Here is a 25,649-nt window from a genome sequence, read left to right as displayed (position 1 = left end):
GCGGGGGATGATCCTATGAGTGTTGCGCCGATTCCCGGACTGGAACATCCCCACCGCTGGCTGGTGACCGGCGTGGCGGGGTTCATTGGGTCCCACCTGCTCGAGACGCTCCTGACCCAGGATCAGGAGGTCGTCGGCCTCGACAATTTCCGAACCGGGCACCGCGAGAACCTCGAGGACGTGCGCCGCCGGGTTCGAGGCGCGCAGTGGGCGCGGTTCCGTTTCTGCGAGGGCGACATCCTCCACCGGGCGGACCTGGCCGGGTTGATGGGGGGTGTGACCTATGTGCTGCACCAGGCCGCCCTCGGTTCGGTGCCCCAGTCCATCGAGGACCCCGTCACCACCCATGCCATCAACGTCACCGGCTTCCTGCACATGCTCGAGGCCGCCCGTCAGGCCGGGGTGCGCCGGGTGGTGTACGCGTCGAGCAGTGCCGTGTACGGCGACGCCACCGATCTGCCGGCGGTCGAGGATCGCATCGGGCGCCCGCTGTCCCCGTATGCCGTCTCGAAGTCGATCAACGAACAGTACGCGGCCGTCTTCGAGCGTTGCTACGGCCTGATCTCGGTCGGGCTCCGGTATTTCAATGTGTTCGGACCCCGCCAGGACCCCAACGGTGCCTATGCCGCGGTGATCCCGCGCTGGATCGATGCCCTGCTGACCGGACGGCCTGTCGAGATCTACGGCGATGGGGAAACCAGCCGCGACTTCTGTCCGGTTGAACACGTCGCCCGTGCCAACCTTCTGGCCGCGACCGCCCAACTGCGGCCGGGCGAGCCCCGTGTGTTCAATGTCGGGTTGGGGCAGGCGACCACTCTCAATGCCCTCTTCGAGATCCTCGCCGGCGAGGCCGTCAGGCTGCGACCCGAAGCCGCCGGGGTGAAAGCGACCCATCGCGAGGCGCGCCCGGGCGACATCCGGCATTCCCAGGCGGACATGCGGCGCGCCCGGGAGATTCTCGGCCTGGCGGATACCCGCGACATCCGCACCGGCCTGGCGGCCACCACCCGCTGGTTCGGGCGCTCCCAGGCGGACGACCCGCCCGGCGCGATCGCCGGCACGGCGAATTCTCGATGAAAAAGGCACTCATCACGGGCATCACGGGACAGGACGGCTCCTACCTGGCGGAACTCCTTCTGGAAAAGGGCTACGAGGTCCACGGCATCATCCGGCGTTCGTCGTCGTTCAACACCCAGCGGATCGACCACCTCTATCAGGATCCCCATGCCCAGGGGCAGCGTTTGCGGTTGCACTACGGTGACCTTGCGGACTCGGTGCAGATGGTGCGGCTCCTGTACGAACTCGAACCCGACGAGATCTACAACCTCGGCGCCCAGAGCCATGTCCGCGTGTCCTTCGACATCCCGGAATACACCGGCGATGTCGTCGGCCTGGGCACCATCCGCATCCTCGAGGCCATCCGTGAAAGCGGTCTGTCCGGCAAAGTCCGTTTCTACCAGGCCAGTTCCTCCGAGATGTACGGCAAGGTCCAGGCGGTGCCGCAGACGGAGACCACCCCGTTCTGGCCCCGCTCCCCGTATGCCTGCGCCAAGGTCTATGCCTACTGGCTGACCGTGAACTTCCGGGAATCCTACGGGGTCCATGCCAGCAACGGCATCCTCTTCAACCACGAATCGCCGCGAAGGGGCGAGACGTTTGTGACCCGCAAGATCACCCGCGCCGCCACCCGCATCAAAATGGGCCTCCAGGATGCCCTCTATCTGGGCAATCTCGACGCCCGGCGCGACTGGGGCTACGCGAAGGAATACGTCGAGATGATGTGGTTGATGCTCCAGCAGGAACGCCCGGACGACTACGTCGTGGCGACCAACGAGACCCATTCCGTCCAGGAATTCTGCCAGGAGACCTTCGGTCTTCTGGACCTGGATTGGAAACAGTACGTCCGTCACGACCCGCGCTACGAGCGGCCCGCGGAGGTGGATCTTCTCATCGGCAATCCCGGGAAGGCCCGACGCCAGCTCGGCTGGGAACCCAGGGTCCGCTTCAAGGAACTGGTCCGCATCATGGTGGACGCCGATCTGGCCCTGGCCAGGCACGAGCTGGCCGTCCAGCAGGCCCGGGGCTAGTACCACGGCTTGGAGGGTGCAGGACAATCCATGACTGACTCGAACCCCGCTTCGTCGCCTGTGGATCGATCGTCCCCCGCCTTGAATCCCGACGCCCTCATCCACGTGGCGGGGCATCGCGGCATGGTGGGTTCGGCGTTGGTGCGCTGCCTCGAACGGCGTGGTGCCAACCGGTTGCTGCTGCCGTCCCGATCGGAACTGGATCTGTGCGACGGGGCCGCGGTCGAGGCGTACTACCGTCGGGAACGACCGGACATCGTGCTGGTTGCGGCGGCGCGGGTGGGTGGGATCCACGCCAACCGCACCTTTCCCGCCGAGTTCCTCCAGGAGAACCTCGCCATCGCGCTGAATGTCATTCATGCCGCCTGGCGGCACGGGGTCGGGCGCCTCCTCTTCCTCGGGAGTTCCTGCATCTATCCGAGGCACGCGCCGCAGCCCATGACCGAGGACTGCCTGCTCACCGGTCCGCTGGAACCGACCAACGAAGCCTACGCCATCGCCAAGATCGCCGGACTCAAGCTCGCGCAGTCTTACCGGCGCCAGCATGGCGTGCTGTTTCATTCGGCCATGCCGACCAATCTCTACGGGCCGGGGGACTTCTATCACCCGACCCATTCCCACGTGGTGCCCGCGATGATCCGCCGGTTTCATGAGGCCCGGCGCGATGGCCTGCCGCATGTCACGCTCTGGGGCAGCGGAAGTCCCCGCCGCGAATTCCTGCACGTGGACGATCTGGCCGGGGCCTGCATCCATCTGCTCGGCCTCGACGAGCCGCCGGATTGGGTCAACGTGGGGACCGGCACCGACGTGACCATCCGGGAACTTGCGGAAAGCGTGCGGGAGGTGGTGGGGTACGAAGGGGAACTGCGCTGGGATGCGGCTCAGCCGGACGGCACTCCGCGCAAGCTGCTGAACATCGACCGCCTCCGGGCCACGGGCTGGCAGCCCTCCATTTCATTGTCCGAGGGACTTCGACGCACCTACGCGGATTTCCAGTGTGAACTGGCCGAAGGGCGTCTGCGGGAGTAGTAACAGGATGACAGGAGCGCAGGGAAAGGGATGGGCTGATAGCTCCCGCGTCGCCCGAACCGATTCCATCCGATACCGCGATGAGCCTGACTCTTGAGGAACGTGAAGAGATCAAGCGGTACGTGATCCGCGAGCTTCCCCGGGCGCTCGTGGAGGATCGCGAACTGGCGCTGGTCCTCGAAGGCATCCTGGCGGAGCACTTTCCGCGCCGTGACGAGTTCGCCCGATTGCTCGACGAGGTGCAGGCTTCCCGCCGTGAAAACGAGGCCCGGTTCGAGGCCTTGGACCAGCGGTTCGATGCCGTGGACCACCGCATGGATGCCCTGGAGCAGGGCGTGAAGGAGGTCCGTCAGGACCTGGCCGGGGTGCGGGACTGGATGCACCTCAACGTCGGCGGGTTTCTGGACAAGGCGGGCCATCGCCTCGAGGACGTGGTGGCGGGCGCCTTTCGCTATGGGTTGCAACGTTCCGACATCCAGCCCGAGCACGTCCAGTTGCGGCGCAAGATCACCGACGAGGCCGGTGTGGTTTTTCGTCCGGGCAAGACCCGCGAATTCGACCTCATTGTCCTGGGGCCGACCGTGATCGTCTTCGAGGTCAAAACGCCCGCAAAGATCGATGACATCGACAACCTCGCCGACAAGGTGGCCCTGATGCGGCACCTGCATCCGGACAAGACGGTGGACGGTGTGTTCGTGATGCTGGCCGCCGGCACGGATCACCGCGAAGCCTGTGCGGCCCGCGGCCTTCAGTTGATCCCCTGACCCCACCCCGATTCCATGATCTACGGACACCTCTCCGCTCCGGACGCCTATTCCCACCTGCTGGCCCATGAGGCCTGGCGCTTCGCATTCGATTGGCTGCGTCAACTGCCACCCAACCCCGAGCCCGGCATCCGGCCCCTTCGCGGCGACGCCATGTACGTCAACGTCCATGGCTACGAAACCCTGCCGCCGGAGCAGTGCCGGTACGAAAGCCATCGGAAGTACGTCGATCTCCAATACTGCATCGCCGGCGGAGAACGCATCGACTGGCAGCTTGCGTCCACGCTCCGGCCCGCCGGCCCCTTCGACGAGGCAAAGGATCTCCAGTTCTATGAACCCGGGGATTCCATCACCACCCTCCACATGGTCCCCGGGAGCTACGCCATCTTCCATCCCAGCGACGCCCACCGTCCCAAGCGCGCCGACGGCCTGAATCCATCCGTCTCCAAACTGGTGATCAAGGTCGCCTGGGAACTGGTGCGTGGGGCCTGAAGGCTGAAGGCTGAAGCCTGAAACCGGAAACCTGAAGCCTGAAGCCTGAAGCCTGAAGCCTGAGGACTGAGGACTGAGGACTGAGGACTGAGGACTGAGGACTGAGGACTGAGGACTGAGGACTGAGGACTGAAGGTGGGCGGTGCGTCGGGATGCACCCTGAAGGGTGCCGCGTGGCGCCTGGGGCTCACGCCGGGACCCCACGACGCAAAGGAGTTGGCGGGTGAAGGAAATCGGGTGGCGCAGCCTCCGTTCTGGATTCCTTCGCGTCTTCGCGTCTTCGCGTGAGACTCCCCAACTGAACTCACCCACCCATGCGTCGTACTCGTACTCGTACTCGTACTCAGCCCGAAGGGCGGTACTCGACCTCGAAAGCCCCCGTTCCTCACGCCAAGACGCAAAGACGCAAAGGGAATGCCGGGTAAGAGAAGCCCGGCATCGCTGCCTTCGGTCTGGGTTCCTTGGCGTCTTCGCGTCTTCGCGTGAGAATCCGCAAACCAACTCACCCATGCGTCGTACTCGTTCTCGAAAGACCCCGTTCCTCACGCCAAGACGCAAAGACGCAAAGGGAATGCCGGGTAAAAGAAGCCCGGCATCGCTGCCTTCGGTCTGGATTCCTTCGCGTCTTCGCGTCTTCGCGTGAGAATCCGCAAACCAACTCACCCATGCGTCGTACTCGTACTCAGCCTGCAGGGCGGTACTCGACCTCGAAAGGCCCCGTTCCTCACGCCAAGACGCAAAGACGCAAAGGGAATGCCTGGTGAAAGAAGCCCGGCATCGCTGCCTTCGGTCTGGATTCCTTGGCGTCTTCGCGTCTTCGCGTGAGACTCCACAACTGAACTCACCCATGCGTCGTACTCGTACTCGTACTCAGCCCGCAGGGCGGTACTCGACCTCGAAAGCCCCCGTTCCTCACGCCAAGACGCAAAGACGCAAAGAGAATGGAGGGTGAAGGAAATCGGGCGTCTCTGCCTTCGGTCTGGGTTCCTTGGCGTCGCGTCCCGGGCGCCCTGATCGCGGCGTTCGGCCTGGCGGCATCGGGTGCTGACTTTGAGTGGGGCGGGCACATCAGCGGATCGGGATCCAACACCCTCGAGGTGCTCCGGTCGCTGTCGGGCCGGCCCGGGCTTCATTGGACCCGCGGGGCGTCGCCGCTGGGAAAGGAGAACGGATTCCGATGGCTGGCCGACGTCCGCAATTACCAACCCGGTCGGCAACGACCTCCCGAGCGGCTGCCGCAGGACCTGTTTTCGGTGTATTGGACCTGCCGGACGAATCTCCCTCCGGCCCCGCGTTCCCCCGACGCCTGGGAGGTCTACAACGAACCGGACTTCTACTTCGTCGAGAACAGCGCCGCGGACATGGCGGCGGTCCTCAAGGCCGCCTGGTGGGCCATCAAGACCGATCGTCCCGAGGTCCCCGTCCTGATGCCGTCCCTGGCCTTTCGACCCGCCCGTTACGCCCTGGAACTGGCCCACAACGGTCTGGCCTCATGGACCGACGGACTCAACCTCCACTACTACGGTTGGGCGGCGGACTTCACCGACTTCCTCGCGCATCATCGCGTCTTTGCCCGGGCTGCCGGGATCGAGGGGCCGTGGTGGCTCACCGAGATAGGGTATTTCCAGTTGCCCGTCACCCTGGCCTCCGACCCCGGGCACCTGGATCGTCAGGCCGCGTTTCATGAGCGGACCCTGGTCGAGTCCTGGGCGGAAGGTGTGGAGCGACACTTCCCCTTTCTTCTCACCCACTACGTTGAAGTCATCTCCGACTTCGGTCTCACCGATCCCGAAGGACGATGGCGTCCGGCACTGCTGGCGATCGTGCAACTGGCCGGCCGGATTCCGGGCTGTCGTCCGCTCTGGTCACTGGTCCATGAACCCACCGGTGCCCGCATCGGGTTGGTGATCGAGGAACCCGACGGCGCATGGTGGTCCGTCCTGTGGTCTCCGGGCAGGCCCAGGGAACTCGCACCGCCGGGGAGGGTCATGGACCCCCCGGTTCCCGAACGTCTGCGCCTCGAGGTCACGTGGCCGGAAGGCACGCCCTTTGTGCATTTCGGCCTCGATTCCGGGGTGCTACTCGATCCCGCCCAATTGCCGGCCATCGATCTGGCCCCGGAACGAACCTTCCATCTGCGGACCGGACCGGCGCCCTACCAGCTTGCCGAGGTACGGTGGGAACCGTTTCGGAGGGAACTCGGCGCCCCTCCCCGCATCGCGCCCGACCTCGAACGCGAACTCGACTCCCTGCCGCCCCGCCGGGAACCGTCGCCCGTCGTCCTGCGCCTCCGGATGAGCGACGCCTGGACCGAGGACAAGCCGCGTCAGTCCCTGCGCCTGGCGGCGGAAACGAAGGGGGATGCGCGTCTCGAACTGCGCAACTTCACCGACCGTCCGGTTCGGGGCACCTGGCGCATCGACGCCCCCGAAGGCTGGAGCGCCGGACCCGCGACCGGCGGGGAGGCCCGACCAGACCGGGAACCTGGCCCAAGCCTGGGAGGTTCCGTGGAAGTCGCTCCCCTGGCGCGCCTGGACATTCCCGTCCGATTTACCCGCCGCCCGGATCTCCCGTCGGAGCCGCGGCGGGTGCGCCTCACCTGGCGGGACGAGGCGGGCCGGGTGGATGCGGCCTCGGTGCGATTCGAGCCGGATCTGCCTCCGCCGCCCATCTGGCGACGGTACACCGCGCGGGATCTCGTGCCGCGTGCGGGACAGCACGGCGCCACCCAGATCTTTCAGATCGAACCCGACCGGGTGGCCATCGAGGTGCGCCAACCGGGCGATGCCCACCGGGACGCCATGTTTTACCTGGCCCTGCCCGGGATCGTGCGGGGATCGGACGTCTTCACCACGCGAATCCACGCCGAGCCGGGGCCGACACCGACCTTTGCGCAGGCGTTTCTGTTCACCGCCCATGGCGAGGTATGGCGTCACGGCGAACTGGAATCGGTTCCAGCGGATGGCCTGGCCATCCGGGCCGGCCTCGGCGAATTCGCGCCGACCATCTGGTCCCGGCACCGTGATTTCGGAGCCCCTGCGATGGCCGAAGCCCGCTGGCTGGCCATCCGGTTCCAGGGATTGGCTCCCGGCCAATTGGTCGAACTCGAGGAACCCGCCCTGCGGCGGATGGAATAGGCCCGGTTCGTCCCTCCGAAGGGTGAAGTGGCGTGGTGAAATCGGAGGGCCGAGTTCCACGAGGCCGCAGGAGAGGGGTGCGGTGGGATGAGGACTCGCAGAGCTCGTCCCTCCGAAAGGTGAAGCGGGGTGGTGAAATCGGAGGGCCGAGTTCCACGAGGCCGCAGGAGAGGGGTGCGATGGATTGAGGACTCGCGGAGCTCGTCCCTCCGAAGGGTGAAACGGGATGGTGAAATCGGAGGGCCGAGTTCCACGAGGCCGCAGGAGAGTGGAGCGGTGGGATGAGGACTCGCGGAGCTCGTCCCTCCGAAAGGTGAAGCGGGGTGGTGAAATCGGAGGGCCGAGTTCCACGAGGCCGCAGGAGAGTGGAGCAATGGATTGAGGACTCGCAGAGCTCGTCCCTCCGAAGGGTGAAGCGGGGGTGTGAAATCGGAGGGCCGAGTTCCACGAGGCCGCAGGGGAGGGGTGCACAGTACTGAATAATCCAAGCAAGTGCAGTCGGACGCTCAACCGTCGGATGCGAACAGGCGCATTGCGCTTCCGCACCTTGCGCCGCTGGGGTTTCACAACCAGACGATACTCATCTATGTCACCCAGGTTGTCCGGAACCGACGTCCCTTGCTCGCACGACAGCAGGCAGCCGAGGCGATTATGCGGGTGTGGTCGGGTGATGGGGAATGGCTGGTCGGCAGGTACCTCTTGATGCCCGACCATATGCACTTCTTTTGTGCGCCCAAACGATTGCCATCCGCACCCCTCAAGTCGTGGATGCAATGGTGGCGCTCTGGTGTAACTCGGAGCTGGCCTTGGCCGGAGGATAAGCCCATCTGGCAGAAGGATTTCTTCGATAGGCAACTCCGCAGTGGTGAGAGCTACTCACAGAAGTGGCTCTATGTGATGGAGAATCCTGTTCGGGCTGGATTGGTGAAGGATGTCGACTCTTGGCAATGGAAGGGTGAGGTGCATCCGCTGATGTGGCACGATGCTTCATAGCGGAGTTCCGGGCCGAGTTCCACGAGGCCGCAGGAGAGTGGAGCGGTGGGATGAGGACTCGCAGAGCTCGTCCCTCCGAAAGGTGAAGCGGGGTGGTGAAATCGGAGGGCCGAGTTCCACGAGGCCGCAGGAGAGTGGAGCGGTGGGATGAGGACTCGCAGATCTCGTCCCTCCGAAAGGTGAAGCGGGGGTGTGAAATCGGAGGGCCGAGTTCCACGAGGCCGCAAGGGAGTGGAGCAATGGATTGAGGACTCGCAGAGCTCGTCCCTCCGAAGGGTGAAGCGGGGTGGTGAAATCGGAGGGCCGAGTTCCACGAGGCCGCAAGGGAGTGGAGCGGTGGGATGAGGACTCGCAGAGCTCGTCCCTCCGAAGGGTGAAGCGGGGTGGTGAAATCGGAGGGCCGAGTTCCACGAGGCCGCAGGAGAGGGGTGCGATGGATTGAGGACTCGCGGAGCTCGTCCCTCCGAAGGGTGAAACGGGATGGTGAAATCGGAGGGCCGAGTTCCACGAGGCCGCAAGGGAGTGGAGCAATGGATTGAGGACTCGCGGAGCTCGTCCCTCCGAAGGGTGAAGCGGGGTGGTGAAATCGGAGGGCCGAGTTCCACGAGGCCACAGGGGAGTGGTGCAATGGATTGCAGCCTCTCGGAGCTCGTCCCTCCGAAAAGAGGAGCCGCTCCGATCCCCGATTCACGATTCGACACATTCAGAAATGTTTTTGCGCCATTTGCCAATTGCCCTGGTCCTGGGCTGGTGGGTGCTCGATCTCCAGGTTCACTGGCGTGCGCTGGTCGAATTCCAGCACGGCTGGCTGGTCGTGCCCCTGGCCGCCTATCTCGCCTGGGAACGATGGCCCACCCGGCCGGCGTCCGAGCCGCCCGCTTCCGCCTGGGGGCCGCTCCTCCTGGCACTGTTCTCGATGCCGCTGGTCCTCGTGGCCGAACTGCACAAACACGCGGTGGCCAGCACGGCCGCATCGAGCTTCGCCCTCAGTCTGGGTTGTACCGGGTTCCTGCTCGCACTGATCTGGCTCCAGCACGGCGCGCCCATGGCGCGCCGCTTCGCTTTTCCGATCCTCTTCCTTTTCGTCGCGGTGCCCATTCCGCGGCTGCTCTGGAACCCCGTGGTGCTCGGACTCCAGGGCTTCATCACCGTGCTCAACGTCGAGGCCCTCAATCTCCTCGGCATTCCCGCCTTCCGAACCGGCAACGTCATTCAACTGCCCCAGGGCGCCGTCGGTGTGGACGAAGCGTGCAGCGGGATTCGCAGTCTGCAGGCCAGCATCATGGCCGCCCTGTTCATTGCCGATCTCACCTTCCGGCGCGGCGGCGCCAAGGTGCTGTTCCTGGTGGTCGGCGTGGCCCTGGCGGTGGTCGGCAACTTCGGGCGGTCCCTCTACCTCTCCATCACCGCGGCGCGACGCGGGGTGGATGCCATTGACGTGGTCCATGACGCCGCGGGCTGGAGCGTGCTGATGTTCACCGCCGCCGGGCTCGCCGCGCTGGCCTGGCTCATCCTCAGGGCGGAACGGCGCCTGGCCGAGGCGTGAGACGGGTGCTGGAGCTGGCAGGGCGAATCGGCCCGACCGACCTGGCCTGGAGCAGAACGAGTTTCCCTTCGGAGGCTGTGCCTCACACGGAGACACCGGGGCACGGAGGATGGAATCCTGGCCACCCAAAGCGGCAGTCACACGGACCCTCCATGAAAGAGGATCTCGGTCTGCTATCCCCGGGCGAACTGGAGGAGGAGATCGCGCGGGCGGTGCAATTCCTCTCGGCCCAGCCCGGTGTCCGACAGGTATGGCTCTTCGGATCGGCGGTCCGGGGATGGCGCCTCGACTGGCGATCCGATCTCGACTTTGCCGTGGCGGGGCTGGCTCCCGATGCCCTGTACGGGGGTTGGTCGCGGCTGGACTCTCTCCTGCGCGGTCCGGTCGATCTGGTCCGTATCGAGGACGCCTCGCCCCTCCTCCGCAGTCAGATCCTCGATCACGGACGGTTGCTCTATGAAGCCTGATCCCGCCGCCCGCGCAGGCCTGTGTGCGGTCCTGAGGCACGATATCGAATCGATCGGGCGGTTGTCGGAGGAATTGCGAACGTCCGTGGCGGCTCTGAAAGCGGACCCGCGGGAGTTCCGGAACTGCGCGGCCGCCGCCTACCTGTTGCACAACCTCTACAACGCGCTCGAAAACTCGTTCGAACAGGTCTCACGCACCTTCGAGAATCACGTGGTGGATCGCGGCCGATGGCATCGAGAACTCCTCGACAAAATGTTCCTGCCCATCGACGGGTGGCGGCCCGCGGTACTTCCCGAGGGGCATCGAGGACTCGCCAACGATCTCCGCGGCTTCCGGCACATCTTTCGTCACAGCTACGATTTCACTTTGGATCCCGGTCGTGTGATCCAGCTCGCCGAACGATGGCTGGGCGACGTCCGGGCATTCGAGGAGGCCCTCGAACGCTTCTGCGAGTTTCTTATCGGCGACGCACCCAAGCCACCTTGATGCAAAGGAACCCACCCACCGGGAATTGCTGGACCGCATGAGCCTGGAAGTGCCAGGGTTCGTGGAGGGAAGGCTGAAGGCTGAAGCCTGAAGCCTGAAGCCTGAAACCTGAGACCTGAAACCTGAGGGCAGAAGGCGGAAGACGGAACCCACCCATCCGCCGGCCTCGTCCTCTTAATCTTAATCTTAATCTTAATCTTAATCTCCCTGCCCGGTTCGCATGCGGAATGGGAGGTCCGAACACGATCGCACCCATCGGACCCGCCATGAGGCGACGCTGAAACGGTGTGCCTGCGGGTTCGAGAACGAGTACGAGTACCGCCCTTCGGGCTGAGTACGAGTCCCGAGGAGGGGGAAAAAGTGTGGAGCAATGGATTGCGGCCTCGCGGAGCTCGTCCCTCCGAAAGGTGAAACGGGGTGGTGAAATCGGAGGGCCGAGTTCCACGAGGCCGCAAGGGAGTGGAGCAATGGACTGCGGACTCGCAGAGCTCGTCCCTCTGAAGGGTGAAGCGGAGGGGTGGGATCAGAGGGAGCGTTGGGTGTCCACGCTTCAGCGTGAGCCTCCCAAACCTGCCCCCGACACGCTAAAGCGTGCACACCCAACAGAGTCCGACCCAGCCTCTGCCCCGCCCCCCACATCCCCGCCCTGCTGCCAGTGCATCTCAGCGATTCGCAGCAGGCCTCGTCCTCTTAATCTTAATCTTAATCTTAATCTTAATCTTAATCTTAATCTCCCTGCCTTGTTCGCATGCGGAATGGGAGGTCCGAACACGATCGCACCCATCGGACCCGCCATGAGGCGACGCTGAAACGGTGTGCCTGCGGGTTCAAGGACGAGAACGAGTACGAGTACCGCCCTTCGGGCTGAGTACGAGTCCCGAGGATGAGGAAAGGGGGGGTGCAATGGGATTGAGGACTCGCGGAGCTCGTCCCTCCGATTGGCTCCCTCCTCACCTACAACTCCGGGATGCACCGGACACCAGGACGCAAAGAAGCTGGCGGATGACAGCCCCCCCATTTCGCCACTCGCCACTCGCCACTCGCCCGATAGCCGCCGTCGTCCGTTTTCATCATGCCCGTCAGCACGAAGCAGGCCCGCGCGTTCCTTGAGGCGAAGGAACGACAGCGTCAGGAGGGACTCGACCGGCGCTTTGAACGGGCATGGACGGACTTCCGGCGCATCGTGGATCGGATCCTTGCCGACTACCGGCCGCTGCGGCTCTACCAGTGGGGCTCGCTGCTGGACCGGTCCCGGTTCTCGGAGCGTTCCGACATCGACCTCGCCGTCGAGGGAGTCACCGATCCGGCGACGTTCTCGGCGATGTTCGGGATGGCCGACCGCCTCACGGATCTGCCGCTGGACCTGGTGGCATTGGAACGGATCGAGCCGGAGTTCGCCGGGCTGATTCGAAGAAAAGGGGTGCTGGTGTATGAGCGCGGAACCACGGATCGCCCTGCTGCTGGCTGAGATCGATCAGGGCCGGTCCGTCATGGAACGGATCGCGGCGTTTTATCGTGAGCAGGCCGCGCGTTGGGGCACGATCGAATCCAGAACCACCGAGCAGGCCATCGTCCTCGCGGATGTCCTGGTGACCTTCTACACCTGCCTGGAGACCGTCTTTGTCCGTATCTCCCAGCACTTCGAGAACTCCCTGGCCCGTGAAAAGTGGCACCGGGAACTGCTGGACCGCATGAGCCTGGAAGTGCCCGGCATCCGTGCCCGGGCCATTGGCCCGGCCACCCGTGAACTCCTGGACGAACTCCTGCGCTTCCGGCACTTCAAGCGGTACTACTTCGAGTTCCATTACGACTGGGACCGTCTCGAATTCGTCCGGCGCAAATTCGAACAGGCCCTGCCCCTCCTCAGCGCAGACCTGGACCGCTTCGCGGCATTCCTTCGAGAGCTATCGAACCGGGGCGAAGCTGAAACCTGAGACCTGAGACCTGAGACCTGAGACCTGAGACCTGAAACCTGAAACCTGAAACCTGAAACCTGAAACCTGAAGGCGGAAGGCAGAAGACGGAATTCATCCATGCATCGTACTCGTACTCGTACTCAGCCCGTAGGGCGGTACTCGTACTCGAAGAGCCCCGTTCCTCACGCCAAGGCGCCAAGACGCAAAGGAGATGGCAGGTAACTGAAATCGGGTGTCGGAGCCTCCGGTCAGGATTCCTTGGCGTCTTCGCGTCTTCGCGTGAGAATCCGCAATTGAACTCACCCATCCGCCGTCCTCGTACTCGAAAGGCCCCGTTCCTCACGCCAAGATGCCAAGACGCAAAGGAGATGGCAGATAACGGAAATCGGGTGTTGCAGCCTCCGGTCTGCATTCCTTGGCGTCTTCGCGTCTTCGCGTGAGAAACCGCAAGGGAACTCACCCACACGTCGTACTCGTACTCGAAAGGCCCCGTTCCTCACGCCAGGAGGCAAAGCGAATGGCGGATGACACCCCGCCGATTCGCGATTCTCCGCCTCCCGTCACCCGATGCATTTCCGTGATCTGCCTGAACCCGTGCAAAGCGCGATCGGCGCCTTGATCCAGGCGGCCGCCCGGGACCGGATCCGCCTCTTCATCTTCGGTTCCTTTGCCCGCGGAGATGCCCTGCCTGTCTCCGATCTGGATCTCGGCTTCGAACGGTTGCCGGGAGCGACCGCCATGGACGTCCTCCGCCTGCGGGAGGCCGTCGATCGGCTCCCCACCATACGGCCGGTGGACCTGGTGGATTTCGGGGAGGTTGGCCCCGACTTCCGGGCGAAGTCGCAGCGATTCACACCCATCGCGCACGACCATGACAGGAATCCCTGAAAGGCGCCGGTTGGAGTTTGGGAAGGTGGTGTCCCGGCTCCGGGAGGTGCTTGGACTCCCTCCGGAATGAGGAACTCGCCGAGCGCCTCTATGGGCAGTTGCCCCGGTTTCTCGCGGCTTTCGAGGAACTCCAGGCGAACCTCCCAAGGGCCCTCTAGCGCCGACGAAGGACGCAAGGCAGGGAACAGAAGACGGAAGACAGAAGGACAAGCCCACCCATCCGCTGTCCTCGTACTCGTACTCAGCCCGCAGGGCGGTACTCGTACTCGAAAAGCCCCGTTCCCCACGCCAGGACGCCAGGACGCAAAGAAGCCCGCAGGTAACGGAAATCGGGTGTCGCAGCCTCCGGTCAGGATTCCTTCGCGCCTTCGCGTCTTCGCGTGAGAATCCGCAAAGGAACCCACCCATCCGCTGTCCTCGTACTCGTACTCAGCCCGCAGGGCGGTACTCGTACTCGAAAAGCCCCGTTCCTCACGCCAAGATGCCAAGACGCAAAGGGAATGGAGAGTGAAGGAAATCAGGTTTCGCTGTCTCCAGTCAGGATTCCTTCGCGTCTTCGCGTCTTCGCGTGAGACTCCACAACTGAACTCACCCATCCGTCGTCCTCGTACTCGTACTCAGCCCGAAGGGCGGTACTCGTACTCGAAAGACCCCGTTCCTCACGCCAGGACGCCAGGGCGGGAAGCAAATGGCGGGTGACACCCCCCCAATTCCCAATTCCCCATTCGCCATTCGCCATTCGCCACTCGCCCGTCCCCCCCCTCGTGGACCCCTCCGATTCCAACCTGAGTTCCGTGCCCTCCCGCCCCGTTGCCGGGGAGCAGGGATCCGGATTGCGGCGACGACGGCGCCGTCGCGGATCCGGGCGTGCGACGGAGCAGGGGCCGTACGCCCATTGCGACCGGGTGAGCGGGTGGCTGATCGTCTTCCTCATCCTGTTCACGCCCTGGGCGTTCGGCACCACCCAGACATGGTCGATCTGGACCGCGAATGTGGCGTGTTACGGCCTGGGCGGACTGCTGATTGCCAAGTGGATTCTGCGACGCCGGGGCGAGGGAGTGGCGTTGCCTCCGGCCGACTGGGGGATCCGGGCGCTGGCGGTTCTCACCGTCGCGTTTCTCGGGATGATCGCAGTGAGCCTTCTGAATGCGCGGGCCGACTTTGGGGCGTCTTCGCGCGAGATGGTGTACCTGAAGGACTCGATCCGCTGGCTGCCGCACACCTACGACCGCACGGCGACGCTGGGGATCTTTGCGCAGTACGTGGGTCTGGCCTTCGCGTTCTGGGGGATTCGGGACTGGCTGCTGAGCGGCGCCACGGAAACCTCAAGGGAGTCATCCGGGGCGGACGAGGCAGGCCCGGCGTGGGCGAGGGTACCTGCGAAGTTCCCGATTCCACCGCGGGTCCGGCAGTTGCTGTGGATCCTCTGCCTGAATGGGGTGGCGCTGGCGTTGGTGTGTGTGGTGCAGCGGGCCGCGGGCTCGAACCGGCTGCTGTTCTTCATGGGGACCCTGCGCGACAACCCCGCGGAACTGGTGTTCGGGCCGTGGCCCTATCGATCAAACGCAGCGCAGTATTTCAATCTGCTCTGGCCGTTGTGCATCGGCTTCTGGGTCTGGGTTCAGGAGCTTGCATTGCGTTCGAGCGATCCCAAGGTCGCGCGTTACGACGGGCCGCAGATCGTGCTGCTGCCGTGCGCCCTGATGCTGGCGGCCATGCCCACGCTGTCGGGCAGCCGCGCCTCGGCAGCGGTCAGTGTGATGATGGTTGCCGGTGTCATTGCGGTCCTGATCCTGGCCTCCCGACATCAGTTTCGGAGCCGGGTTCGCGGACTGGCACTCGGATGTCTTCTGCTGGCGGGTCTTGGCACGTTCGTGGTTGGGGGTGGCGCGCTGCGCGAACGACTGGTCCGGCCGGATGTTCGGCACTCGACGGGTCAACAGGTCGGCACCGGCCCGTTCAGTGTGCTGACACGGCTTACGATTCCCGAAGTCCGGCAGGGAGAACGGCGCAACCTCGTGTACTTCGCGGGTCCCCTGCCGGGTGGCAACCAGCTGGAGAATTACTTTTCCATTTCCATGGATGGCCAGGGACAGCTTATCGGGCTCCTTCGTGGATCGTCCTCGACCAATGCAAGCTGGAAGGTCGTGCCAGGCTTTGCCGAAGGCTTCACGGGACGTCAGGTAACTCTCGCCGCGGTCCGGGATGAAGGCCTGCGGCTGTATGCGGATGGCGTACTCCTTGCCGGAGCCCCCGAGCGACCGGATCCGCGGGTGCCCCAAGTGTACGTGGACAGTGCCAATGTTTACCTGGCCGATCCATCCATCTCCGAGGTCGCCCTGTTTGGCGGATCCCTGGACGACGCCGAATTGCGTCGTGCAACCGAAGGCTCGATGACGGAATTCGCACGTGATTACCGCGCCATTCCGCCTATCGAAATGGAGGGTGAGGAACTCGTCGCCGCACTTGCTGTTCCCGACGGTGTGAGCCTTCAGTCACCGGACGATGGCCGGACAGCCGTGATCACTCGTGTCGATGAACACGGATTGTTGGGGTTCCGCTGGATGATCCCTGCGGGCGAGTCCCGGCACCGAAGCATCGTCCGGGTCGATCTCGACATTGAGAACCCGTCCTCCCAGCCGATCACGTTGGCACTGGTGGTGGACGGTGGGTATCCGACCCTGCTCGACCTGGATCCCGGGCGTGCCGACGAATTGTCTGCCATTTGCTGGATCCCGCATACAGGAGCCCCTGGCTACCTCGATGTGGTTGCGCACTTCCCTGATGGCCAGGGGCCGGTCGCCATGGAACCGGGCACGTCCTTCTTGGTTCATCGAATTTCCATGGCTTCCGCCGTTCCGGTCTTCCATCTGGCGTTGCACGGGGGGGCCTCGCTGGAGGGACTTCTTGTCCGGATGTCGGGTCGTCCTGAGGTCTATCGGAATGCCCGGCGCCTGGCTGCCGATTTCGTGTGGTGGGGAAGTGGGGCCGGATCCTTTGCCTCGATGTATGGCCTCTACCGGCAGGCCGGGGAAGGTTGGGCCGCCTACGCGCACAACGATTGGCTCGAAGTCCGCGCCACGATGGGATGGCTCGGACTGGCCTTGCTGGTCGTTGCCCTGGCCATCTTTGCCGTACGTTCCTGTACGGCTGGAAGTCGCATCGTGCCCTCGCTGATCGTGGGTCTGATCTGGGTCAGTCTTGCCGGATGCCTGGTCAACGCGATCGGAGATTATCCCTTTCAGATCTATTCCGTGGTGTTCCTGTTTGTCGTGCTGGTGGCGACTCTGATGTCCTTGATCACCGTGCGCCCTGCTCCGGGTGCAACAGCTTGATTTGGACCCCATCCCCACCATGGACATGTCTCCCACTGCCGCGCCGGCCCTCCAACGATGAGGCAATCCACAGCGCTTCTGTCTGTCGTCGCCGCCTTTGCCATCGCCGTAGGCGGAGCCTGGGCCTGGTTCCATTTCCTTCCCGTCGCGGCATCCCACGACCTCCGATTCGTCGTCCGGCAGGACATTCCAGACCACGAGTTCCGATCGGAACCTGTGGGCGAGCACGCCCAGCGAATCCTGGCGACCACCAATCTCATCAATGGAGTGTTCCTTTCCCAGGAAGGGCACCGGTTCACGGTGTTTGTGGCGGAATGGACCGCCCAGGACGGAGCAACGATGAGCGTCGTCCATCACACCCCCGATGTCTGCTGGGTCAATGTGGGATGGACGCCGCGGGACCTTGGCCAGCCAGGCCGGGTCGATATTCCAATCGGCGGGCATGTCATCCCGTTCCAATGCCGCATTTTCGGTGCACCCGGAGGCCCGGCCGCGGAGCTGGTCCTGTGGTGCACGCTGGTGGGCGGGGCCGTCCTGGAAGAATCGGACCGGTGGCAGACGGAAGATCCCGAAGCCCTGGGGGGACGCGAGGCTGCGGTGTGGGCGTCCCGGCGAATTGGTTCCAACCAGCTCCTCCGCAATGTGGCCGCCCGCCGCACCGGCTCCCGCGACAAGCAGTTCCTCCGGTTCTCGGTGGCGGCATCGACGGACTGGGCCGCCGACCTCCAGCGCCTCGAATCGTTTGCGGTCCGGTGGATCGAGGTGCGCTACCGCCAGCGATCAACGGATTCCTCCACTTCAATTCAATGAAAAACCTACGCTCCAAACTCCGCTCCGGTCACACCGTCGTCGGCACCTGGTGCAATTCGGGCTCGCCCATCATCGCCGAACTCATGTCCGCCAGCGGGTTCGACTTCGTATGTGTCGATGCCGAGCATTCGGCGGTGGATGTTCCCCAGGCCCAGACGCTCTTTCAGGCGGTCGCCGCGGGCAGTTCGTCCTGCGCGCCGATCGTGCGGTTGCACGGCGTGGATTACGCCCTCGTGAAGCGGTACCTGGATGCCGGCGCCCGCGGGGTGATCTGTCCGCTGATCAACACCCGGGCCGACGCCGAACTCCTCGTCAGCGCCGTGAAGTATCCTCCCGAAGGGCGTCGGGGCGTCGGGTTCTGCCGCGCCAACCAGTTCGGGGTGCGGGTCAGCGAGGAGTACAAGCAGGCCAACCACGAGATCCTGACCGCCGTCCAGATCGAGCACATCGATGGCGTCCACAACATCCACGACATCCTTTCCGTGCCGGGCATCGATGCCGCCTTCATCGGGCCGTACGACCTGACGGCCTCGATGGGGATCACCGCCCAGTTCGATCATCCGGAATACATCCAGGCGCGCGACCGCATCCTTCATGCCTGTCAGGAGAAGGGGGTGGTCCCCGGAATTCATGTGGTGCAACCGAACACGGACGAACTAATCGCCCGCGCACACGAAGGGTACCGGTTCCTGGCCTACAGCCTCGATATCACCATGCTGCTCCACACCTGCCAGGCTGGCGTGGCGAAACTGAAGGGATTCCTGGCGCACCGTGAACTGGAGTCCGCGGGGGGGAGGACGGAGGACTGATGGCGGAGGACGGAGGACGGAGGGCGGAGGACGGAAGGCGGGGGGCGGAGGACGGAGGACGGAGTACGGAGTACGGAGGGCGGAGGACGGAAGGCGGGGGGCGGAGGACGGAGGACGGAGTACGGAGTACGGAGGGCGGAGGGCGGAGGGCGGAGGGCGGAGGGCGGAGGGCGGAGGACGGAAGGCGGGGGGCGGAGGACGGAGGGGGGTGCTTGCGATGAGGGGAGGCGTGGGATGGGGGAGGTCATTCGGTCGTTTCGGGATCTGAGGATCTATCAGCGGGCGTTTCGCTTGCAGCAGGAGATATTCCGCGTCACTCAGGGCTTTCCCCGGGAGGAACGATACGCCCTGAGCGATCAAATGCGTCGCGCCTCACGATCCATCGGAGCGAACCTCGCCGAGGCATGGGCGCGACGCCGTTACGAGGCTCATTTCCTCAGCAAGCTCTGCGATTGCGATGGTGAACAGGCGGAGGTTCAGCACTGGCTCGACACTGCCCAGGCTTGCGACTACCTGTCGCCGGACCAGCATGCACTCCTTACCGAGGAGTGCCGTGAGATCGGGCGCATGCTGGGCACCATGATGGCTAATCCCTCGAAGTTTTGCCCAAAATGAACTGAAGACGGAGGGCGGAAGACGGAAGACAGAGGACGGAAGACGGAAGACAGAAGACGGAAGACAGAAGACGGAGGACGGAAGACGGAGGACGAAGACGGAGGGCGGAAGGCAAAATATCCTGGCAATCTAGCCTCCGACCTCCGACCTCCGACCTCCGACCTCCGACCTCCGACCTCCGACCTCCGACCTCCGACCTCCGACCTCCGACCTCCGACCTCCGACCTCCGACCTCCGACCTCCGACCTCCGACCTCCGACCTCCGACCTCCGACCTCTGACCTCCGACCTCTGACCTCCGACCTCCGACCTCCGACCTCCGACCTCCGACCTCCGACCTCCGACCTCCGACCTCCGACCTCCGACCTCCGACCCCTCCCCATGCCCTCCCTCGTCGCACTCCTGCCCATGAAGGCCCACAGCGCCCGGGTGAAGTCCAAGAACTTCCGGAACTTCGCCGGGCGCCCCTTGTTTCGCTGGATCCTCGATACGCTGTTGTCGCTGCCCGAGATCGACCGGGTGATCATCAATACCGATGCCCGCCAGATCCTCGCCGAACACGGTCTCACCGACACCGACCGCATCCTGATCCGCGACCGCAAACCGGAGATCTGCGGGGATTTCGTGTCCATGAACAAGGTGCTGGCGGACGATGTGGAGAATGTCGAGGCGGATGCCTACCTGATGACCCATACCACCAATCCCCTGCTGGGCGCGGGAACGATCCGCGGCGCCATCGAGGCCTACTGGAAGGCGGTGGGGCATGGCACCCATGACAGCCTGTTCACGGTGAACAAGTTCCAAACCCGGTTCTATCGCGCCGACGGTTCCGCGGTGAACCATGACCCCGACAACCTGATCCGCACCCAGGACCTCGAACCGTGGTTCGAGGAAAACTCGAACCTCTACCTGTTCGGCCGCACCTCCTTCGCCGCCACCCAGGCCCGGATCGGGCGAAAACCCGTGCTGTTCGAAACGCCTCCCCTGGAGTCCGCGGACATCGATGACGCCACGGGCTGGATGCACGCGGAGGTTCTGGCCTTGAGCCGGCTGATGTTGAAGGCACAGTCTACGGCACTTGGAGAGTGAACGGCCTTCAAATGAATCAAATCGCGATGCAGACTACGCTGCGAACAGCGGTTGCGGCAAGTGGACGAGCTTTGTGGAGACTGCGGCTAGCCCTGCAACGTCCCGCGTGCCCCATGTGCGGCGCAATCGCGAACACGCGAACAGGATATGGCCGCCTCTTTCTAGAGTGTGGACAATGTGGCTTCATCTGGAGCCATGACTACCCGGAATGGCTTGCAAAGCGGGGAATGGGACTCAGAGGGTCTTGGGGAGGCCCTGAGCGGGGCGGGGAGCGCGATGACTATATTGTGCGGCTTCTATACCACCACTTTCCTGAAAAAAGAATCATGCTCTTCGGGGTAGGAACGACCCTAGTCTTCAGAGTGCTCCTCGAAGAAGGCCTCGACGTCCTTGGAGTGGATGTCTCTCGGGCTGTTGTACAGTTTCGAAGAGAGGAATTTGGATCGAGATTCATCCACACCACCGACCTTAAGGCAGTTGGGAGAAAGTTTGATATCATCACGGCATGCGAAGTCATAGAGCACCTGCATCGTCCTCGGCAATGGTTCCGGTTGTTGAACCGATGCCTGCAAGACGACGGCGTAATAGCCGGCTGTACAAACCTATATCCTGGAAGTGGCCCAATCGAGGATGGACAGAAGGTCGGATACATGAGTTTAGGGGGACATGTCGCATATTGGTCAGAACGTTCGCTAACAAATGCATTTGCACAAATCGGACTGACGGCGCTCTTCTTTGAGATCATCTGCCCGGGGAGCAGCAAACCAGATCTTCTCTATCAGTCGCTCTTTCCAAACAAGAGACTGTTCTTCGCCACAAGGAATACCAAGGTCATCGAGCAGCTGCGAAACCTTCAGCAGCAGAGTCCGATCCTGCCCCTGGATACGAGTGACTATCAGGTACCGGCATACAGGAAGTAACCCCAGCTCGGCAGCTGACCTTCTTATTGAGCAAACAAAGAGTGTTAGGAAAGCAGCAATCATCCAGGCAGCGACTTCACGTATGGCAGGTTGATGGGAGGCCTTGAGCTTCACGGGGTGGAGGCATCGTCGAGGCATGCAACATCCGCAAGCAATACTCAGCGAAGTGGTCGAACTCCGGGCGGAGCTTTGTAAAGGTCCATCCCAAGCTTCTGATCGATCTCGGAAGATGCGCGCCGGATGTTTGATGGCTTTGGATTTCAGCAACTGGAGGCACATGCACGTGGCGAGCAGTATCACTTGATGGCTGTCCGAAGGGACATGGGCGTGTTGGCTCACAGCTAATGGCGCAGCTGGACACCTCGCTGAACAGGGAAGGCGTAGGCAACCGATTGACCGCCCATTCCCCGAACTGTCTGGCGGCAGTCAACTTGTTGGTCATCTCGTAAATACCCCGCCCATGGTGAAGCAACTCTGCACGCGTGCCTGGCAGTCACCCACCCTTACGACTTGGGCAAGCTTTGCGGCGAGGTCTCTAAACTTAGTGTTGGTACTGCCTCTCGCCCTGGGCCGATACAGTGCGGTAGAGGTGCAGATATGGCAGATCCTGGTGACGGTCTCGACGCTGTTGTTTTTCCTTGACCTGGGCATGTCGCCAACCTTTGCGCGGCTATTTGCCCGAGCGGTGACACCCGCAGGGACGGAAGGAGCAGGATCAACAGATTTCGCCCGCGTCGAAGCCCTGTGGCGGACGATGTTGATCGTTTACCGATGGCTTGGCGCTCTCGCGGTGCTGCTGGCCTTACTGGGTGGCTGGATAGTGATGCGCCGTCCGCTGTCTGGACTCGAGCAATCCGGTCCTGCCTGGATGGCCTTGGCAGCGGTGGCAATAGCTAGTCCCTTAACGTTCCTTGCCCTTGGATACGGGGCCTATCTTCAGGGGCTCAATCACGTGGCCCTCGTGCGCCGCTGGGAGGCTATCAGCTCCCTAGGCGCCTCCCTATCCGCATTGTTAGTTGTTTGGCTCCACGGATCCTTCCTGATCCTGGTGCTCGTGAATCAACTGTGGATCGGCGTGACTATGGTACGCAACCGATTTCTCGCGCTTCGAGTAGAATCAGGGCGTGCGCAGACCTACGAACGTGCGAGATTGGAGCCTGCGATCTGGTGGGAGGTATGGCCGGCTATCTGGCGGAGCGGCTTGGGCGTGCTCCTGACAAGCGGCTTCGTCCAGGCAACCGGGCTTATCTACGCACAGTTTGGAGAACCGGCGGCCGTCGCGGCCTATTTCGTCGCATTGAGGTATCTAGGAGCCGTCAGTCAATTCTCATCAGCGCCATTTTATAGCAAGCTTCCTATTTTAGCACGATTACAGGCTCTAAAGAAGATTGACGCACTGGTTGAGTTGTCCAAGCGCGGAATGCAGGTTGCTCATTTGACCTATGTGGGAGGTGCATCGATTCTGGGCATTGCTCTCCCTTGGGCAATGAAGCAAACCGGAGCTGAAACCGGCAGCACACCGTCCGCAATTTGGTGGTTACTCGCTATGGGCTTCTTTTTTGAACGATTCGGGGCCATGCATCTGCAGCTCTTCAGTACAACAAATATCATACGTTGGCACGTGGCTGGAGGGGTTAGTGGGTTGATTATGATGACTGTGACCATACCATTGATACCAATAGCAGGTGCCTATGCATTTCCCGCCGGCATTCTTGCCGGCTACTTGGGCTTCTATAGTTGGTACAGTGCGAATCTCTCCTATTCCCGGTTTGCGATTAACCCTGCAAGATTCGAGCGAACCTGCGCTGCTCCTGCGCTTCTTGCTCTTGTCATAGTATCTGTGACTGATGCCCTTATCCGACCTAGGTAGTGCTGGAGGCAAGAAGAGGCATTCTTGGGGCAAGTTTGCTAGGCACCGCCCGAGAGGGAGAGACTATCTACTACAACTGATACGCTGTTCGGTACCAGCAAACGAGGCGCTGCCTCAAACCGAAGAGGCAGGGCCCCTTTAGAATTTCGACTTGCCATATATTCAGAAATTAGTGTAACTCCATGAGGGTCGACACCTTACGGGCATTAAAGCTCCTATATTTGCGGCCAGACTGTATGTATCAGATTAAAGGAATAGTGCGCTCCCTCTTGCCGATTCAGCTTTACCAAGCGATGGCAGTGGCTAAGCGCAAGATACAGCTCCTGGCTTGGAGGCGAAATCCTGCATTCGCGGAATCCGCAGCGAGATTGAGGACACTAAGAGGGGCTTGTCGGGGGCGGCGTTGCTTTGTGATGGGGAATGGTCCAAGCCTAAATCATACTCGCTTGGATAGGTTGCATGACGAATTTACGATAGGAAGTAATGGGATATTTCTGCTTGGTGATAGGACCGGCTATCAGACGACCGTCTATACCATCGAGGATAGGCTCGTGGCTGAGGATAGGCGACGAGAGGCGAACGATTATGGCGCAAAGTGGAAGGTCTTCCCCCTCGACTTGCGCTACTGCTTGAAGGATGTCGTAGGGGCTTCCTTCCTGTATTGCGATAGAGTGACAGGTGGTTCTGGCCCAAAATTTTGCTTCAACCTTGAAGAAGAGATTGGTTGGGGTGGAACTGTTACCTATTTTAATCTTCAGATCGCGGTATATGCAGGTGCTTCAGAAATCTACTTGGTTGGGGTCGATCATAGCTATACAGATAGGTTTCAGATTAGGAAGGCTGGCGCTGTCTGGACATCCGAGGCAGACGACGTAAATCACTTTGATCCGAGGTATTTTGGAAGGGGTTACCGATGGCACGACCCAAAAGTCGAGCGAATGGAGGCAGCGTATAAGGCTGCAAAGTGTGCTGCAGAGAGTGTTGGTGTCAAGATATACAACGCGACTGTGGGCGGCCGACTTGAGGTATTTGCACGCCGGGAATTCGAGAGCCTATTTTAGGACAAAGGGTGTTGGCAATGTTGGTCTTGAGAGAATGGTGGAGCCCGGGGAGAGGGTGCTGAGACGAGTTATGCTTGGTAGATCAAGAAGAGCGGAGCACAGTCGTCCAATGCAATTGGATGGGCGTGGCGGCAAAGGTTTTAGTCAGGCGTGGATAGCAGTTCCTACTGGCTGTGCCTTCGCATTGTTGGTGGTCCCCGCGGATACACTGCCATTCTCAGCCCATATATTGGCGAGTATTGCCGCATTGTTTGGATGTGCACTAGGATTTGCAGGCAGTATCGCCAAAGGGCACCTCCAGCAAGAATGGATAGCACCCGCGGCGCTTTGGCTCAGTGTTGCGGCAATAAGTGCTGGCTTGAGTGCAGATGCGGTATGGGAAGGCCTCACGACATTTCGGTATATTGCGTTAACGCCCATTTGCTTTTGCGCTCTGGGTGCCATGCTTTCTGCGCATGGGCGCAATTGGGCCATCTTAGGACTCATGCCTGGTGCAATGGTGGGACTAGTGACAATGGCGTTTGCAGTGCAGAGTCCATTTGTTGGAGAGTTGACACCTGGGCATTGGGTCGGTGAAAGAAGTAGGTTCTACATTCACCCCATCACGGGGGCATTGGTATGGCCAGTATCTGTGGCGGAGGCTTGTGCAGGATGCTTCGTATTGTTGTGGCTAACTGGCCGGGAGTCTGGGCTAGTAGTTCGTTTGATAGCTGCAATGCTTGGACTGGGCGGGATCGCTATGTCTGTGATCGGTGCTACGCGAACGTATTTGTTCGGCCTTATGGCAGTTGGAGTGCTGCTGGGTGCGCGCCTAGTCATCATTAGGAAAAGGATCGCAGAAGTGATTGGTGTATTTGTGGTAGGCACAGCTATTGTATGGGCAGTTTTTGGTGTAGAGAGTATTGGCGAAGCTTTGATGACGCGGTTGGACCGGTTTGCGACAGAGAGCGTCTTGGATAATTCCGAGCGAGCACATATGTGGGACGAGCGGACACAACTTGCCTTAGAGACCCCGATTCTGTCAGGTAGGTCTATGGAAAGGTATCTGTCAGAAATGGATTTATCATCGCACAACCAGATCATCGATAGTATCCTCATTGGTGGGTGGCTCTATGCTGTAATGAATATTGTTGGAATGGCGGCTATTGGGGTGTGGAGCATCGCGGGAGTCTTCGAGTATCGAGGGCGCATTGATGCAACGTACGAGGCTTGCGCGGTTTTGATGATGTTGGCGGTGTTGCAGGTCTCCTCACCGATGATATCGTCGCACTACGCCTATGCAGTTTGGTGGTATGCAGCCGGTATGCTTTTGGGTAGGGGGTTCAAGGTTTTTGG

General features: G+C 62.2%; 21 protein-coding genes. All 21 read left to right on the top strand.

The window, feature by feature from the left end; translation table 11 throughout:
* Positions 1-15: 15 nt before the first annotated feature.
* A complete protein-coding gene (locus KF833_16890) occupies positions 16-1,077 on the top strand; it encodes an SDR family oxidoreductase (protein MBX3746987.1) in 1,062 nt (353 codons plus the stop codon).
* Positions 1,074-2,087, top strand: a complete 1,014-nt coding sequence (gene gmd, locus KF833_16885; protein ID MBX3746986.1) for a GDP-mannose 4,6-dehydratase — start codon at positions 1,074-1,076, stop codon at positions 2,085-2,087. The genes KF833_16890 and gmd overlap by 4 nt, the downstream gene beginning before the upstream one ends.
* A 30-nt stretch (positions 2,088-2,117) precedes the next feature.
* Complete coding sequence (locus KF833_16880; protein ID MBX3746985.1) at positions 2,118-3,116, top strand: GDP-L-fucose synthase; 999 nt, start codon at positions 2,118-2,120, stop codon at positions 3,114-3,116.
* Between the two features lie 80 nt (positions 3,117-3,196).
* On the top strand, positions 3,197-3,880 hold the full coding sequence (locus tag KF833_16875) for a hypothetical protein (GenBank protein MBX3746984.1): 684 nt from the start codon (positions 3,197-3,199) through the stop codon (positions 3,878-3,880).
* 15 nt (positions 3,881-3,895) lie between these two features.
* On the top strand, positions 3,896-4,372 hold the full coding sequence (locus tag KF833_16870) for a YhcH/YjgK/YiaL family protein (GenBank protein ID MBX3746983.1): 477 nt from the start codon (positions 3,896-3,898) through the stop codon (positions 4,370-4,372).
* Between the two features lie 941 nt (positions 4,373-5,313).
* Positions 5,314-7,509: a hypothetical protein gene (locus tag KF833_16865; protein MBX3746982.1), complete on the top strand. Its 2,196-nt coding sequence runs from the start codon at positions 5,314-5,316 to the stop codon at positions 7,507-7,509.
* Positions 7,510-9,217: 1,708 nt separating this feature from the next.
* A complete protein-coding gene (locus KF833_16860) occupies positions 9,218-10,048 on the top strand; it encodes an exosortase/archaeosortase family protein (protein MBX3746981.1) in 831 nt (276 codons plus the stop codon).
* Between the two features lie 152 nt (positions 10,049-10,200).
* Positions 10,201-10,515 (top strand): nucleotidyltransferase domain-containing protein, encoded by a 315-nt coding sequence (locus tag KF833_16855; protein ID MBX3746980.1) that lies wholly within the window; start codon positions 10,201-10,203, stop codon positions 10,513-10,515.
* Complete coding sequence (locus KF833_16850; protein ID MBX3746979.1) at positions 10,505-11,002, top strand: antitoxin; 498 nt, start codon at positions 10,505-10,507, stop codon at positions 11,000-11,002. Before KF833_16855 ends, KF833_16850 begins: the two co-directional genes overlap by 11 nt.
* Positions 11,003-12,074: 1,072 nt before the next feature.
* On the top strand, positions 12,075-12,470 hold the full coding sequence (locus KF833_16845; protein MBX3746978.1) for a nucleotidyltransferase domain-containing protein: 396 nt from the start codon (positions 12,075-12,077) through the stop codon (positions 12,468-12,470).
* Positions 12,433-12,936, top strand: a complete 504-nt coding sequence (locus KF833_16840; GenBank protein ID MBX3746977.1) for a hypothetical protein — start codon at positions 12,433-12,435, stop codon at positions 12,934-12,936. Before KF833_16845 ends, KF833_16840 begins: the two co-directional genes overlap by 38 nt.
* Before the next feature lie 576 nt (positions 12,937-13,512).
* Positions 13,513-13,806 carry a nucleotidyltransferase domain-containing protein gene (locus tag KF833_16835; protein ID MBX3746976.1) on the top strand — a complete coding sequence of 98 codons (294 nt, stop codon included), beginning with the start codon at positions 13,513-13,515 and terminating at the stop codon, positions 13,804-13,806.
* Positions 13,807-14,987: 1,181 nt separating this feature from the next.
* A complete protein-coding gene (locus tag KF833_16830; protein MBX3746975.1) occupies positions 14,988-17,141 on the top strand; it encodes an O-antigen ligase family protein in 2,154 nt (717 codons plus the stop codon).
* Positions 17,142-17,198: 57 nt separating this feature from the next.
* On the top strand, positions 17,199-17,951 hold the full coding sequence (locus tag KF833_16825) for an exosortase-associated EpsI family protein (GenBank protein ID MBX3746974.1): 753 nt from the start codon (positions 17,199-17,201) through the stop codon (positions 17,949-17,951).
* Positions 17,948-18,760 carry a 2,4-dihydroxyhept-2-ene-1,7-dioic acid aldolase gene (locus KF833_16820; GenBank protein ID MBX3746973.1) on the top strand — a complete coding sequence of 271 codons (813 nt, stop codon included), beginning with the start codon at positions 17,948-17,950 and terminating at the stop codon, positions 18,758-18,760. The genes KF833_16825 and KF833_16820 overlap by 4 nt, the downstream gene beginning before the upstream one ends.
* 234 nt (positions 18,761-18,994) lie before the next feature.
* The gene (locus KF833_16815) at positions 18,995-19,375 is read left to right on the top strand and encodes a four helix bundle protein (GenBank protein ID MBX3746972.1); all 381 of its coding nucleotides are present in this window, start codon (positions 18,995-18,997) and stop codon (positions 19,373-19,375) included.
* Between the two features lie 407 nt (positions 19,376-19,782).
* On the top strand, positions 19,783-20,463 hold the full coding sequence (locus KF833_16810) for an acylneuraminate cytidylyltransferase family protein (GenBank protein ID MBX3746971.1): 681 nt from the start codon (positions 19,783-19,785) through the stop codon (positions 20,461-20,463).
* 113 nt (positions 20,464-20,576) lie between these two features.
* Positions 20,577-21,383, top strand: a complete 807-nt coding sequence (locus KF833_16805) for a class I SAM-dependent methyltransferase (protein MBX3746970.1) — start codon at positions 20,577-20,579, stop codon at positions 21,381-21,383.
* A 460-nt stretch (positions 21,384-21,843) separates the two neighbouring features.
* The gene (locus KF833_16800) at positions 21,844-23,253 is read left to right on the top strand and encodes a hypothetical protein (GenBank protein ID MBX3746969.1); all 1,410 of its coding nucleotides are present in this window, start codon (positions 21,844-21,846) and stop codon (positions 23,251-23,253) included.
* Positions 23,254-23,546: 293 nt separating this feature from the next.
* The gene (locus KF833_16795; GenBank protein MBX3746968.1) at positions 23,547-24,314 is read left to right on the top strand and encodes a DUF115 domain-containing protein; all 768 of its coding nucleotides are present in this window, start codon (positions 23,547-23,549) and stop codon (positions 24,312-24,314) included.
* A 484-nt stretch (positions 24,315-24,798) separates the two neighbouring features.
* Positions 24,799-25,649 (top strand): hypothetical protein (locus tag KF833_16790; protein ID MBX3746967.1); only part of this gene is annotated, 851 nt, incomplete at its 3' end.

This window comes from Verrucomicrobiia bacterium (assembly GCA_019634625.1).
In the GTDB taxonomy this organism is placed as follows: Bacteria; Verrucomicrobiota; Verrucomicrobiia; order Limisphaerales; family CAIMTB01; genus CAIMTB01.
Note: the sequence above shows the minus strand (reverse complement) of the source record. Positions and strands in the feature narration are given on the sequence as shown.

Coding starts and splice junctions, on each gene's coding strand:
- KF833_16890 (MBX3746987.1), top strand. CDS start 16: ATGAGTGTTGCGCCGATTCCCGGACTGGAACATCCCCACCGCTGGCTG.
- gmd (MBX3746986.1), top strand. CDS start 1,074: ATGAAAAAGGCACTCATCACGGGCATCACGGGACAGGACGGCTCCTAC.
- KF833_16870 (MBX3746983.1), top strand. CDS start 3,896: ATGATCTACGGACACCTCTCCGCTCCGGACGCCTATTCCCACCTGCTG.
- KF833_16810 (MBX3746971.1), top strand. CDS start 19,783: ATGAAGGCCCACAGCGCCCGGGTGAAGTCCAAGAACTTCCGGAACTTC.
- KF833_16850 (MBX3746979.1), top strand. CDS start 10,505: ATGAAGCCTGATCCCGCCGCCCGCGCAGGCCTGTGTGCGGTCCTGAGG.
- KF833_16880 (MBX3746985.1), top strand. CDS start 2,118: ATGACTGACTCGAACCCCGCTTCGTCGCCTGTGGATCGATCGTCCCCC.
- KF833_16865 (MBX3746982.1), top strand. CDS start 5,314: ATGGAGGGTGAAGGAAATCGGGCGTCTCTGCCTTCGGTCTGGGTTCCT.
- KF833_16825 (MBX3746974.1), top strand. CDS start 17,199: ATGAGGCAATCCACAGCGCTTCTGTCTGTCGTCGCCGCCTTTGCCATC.
- KF833_16815 (MBX3746972.1), top strand. CDS start 18,995: ATGGGGGAGGTCATTCGGTCGTTTCGGGATCTGAGGATCTATCAGCGG.
- KF833_16830 (MBX3746975.1), top strand. CDS start 14,988: ATGGTGTACCTGAAGGACTCGATCCGCTGGCTGCCGCACACCTACGAC.
- KF833_16845 (MBX3746978.1), top strand. CDS start 12,075: ATGCCCGTCAGCACGAAGCAGGCCCGCGCGTTCCTTGAGGCGAAGGAA.
- KF833_16795 (MBX3746968.1), top strand. CDS start 23,547: ATGGCAGTGGCTAAGCGCAAGATACAGCTCCTGGCTTGGAGGCGAAAT.
- KF833_16840 (MBX3746977.1), top strand. CDS start 12,433: ATGAGCGCGGAACCACGGATCGCCCTGCTGCTGGCTGAGATCGATCAG.
- KF833_16855 (MBX3746980.1), top strand. CDS start 10,201: ATGAAAGAGGATCTCGGTCTGCTATCCCCGGGCGAACTGGAGGAGGAG.
- KF833_16820 (MBX3746973.1), top strand. CDS start 17,948: ATGAAAAACCTACGCTCCAAACTCCGCTCCGGTCACACCGTCGTCGGC.
- KF833_16805 (MBX3746970.1), top strand. CDS start 20,577: ATGTGCGGCGCAATCGCGAACACGCGAACAGGATATGGCCGCCTCTTT.
- KF833_16800 (MBX3746969.1), top strand. CDS start 21,844: ATGGTGAAGCAACTCTGCACGCGTGCCTGGCAGTCACCCACCCTTACG.
- KF833_16875 (MBX3746984.1), top strand. CDS start 3,197: ATGAGCCTGACTCTTGAGGAACGTGAAGAGATCAAGCGGTACGTGATC.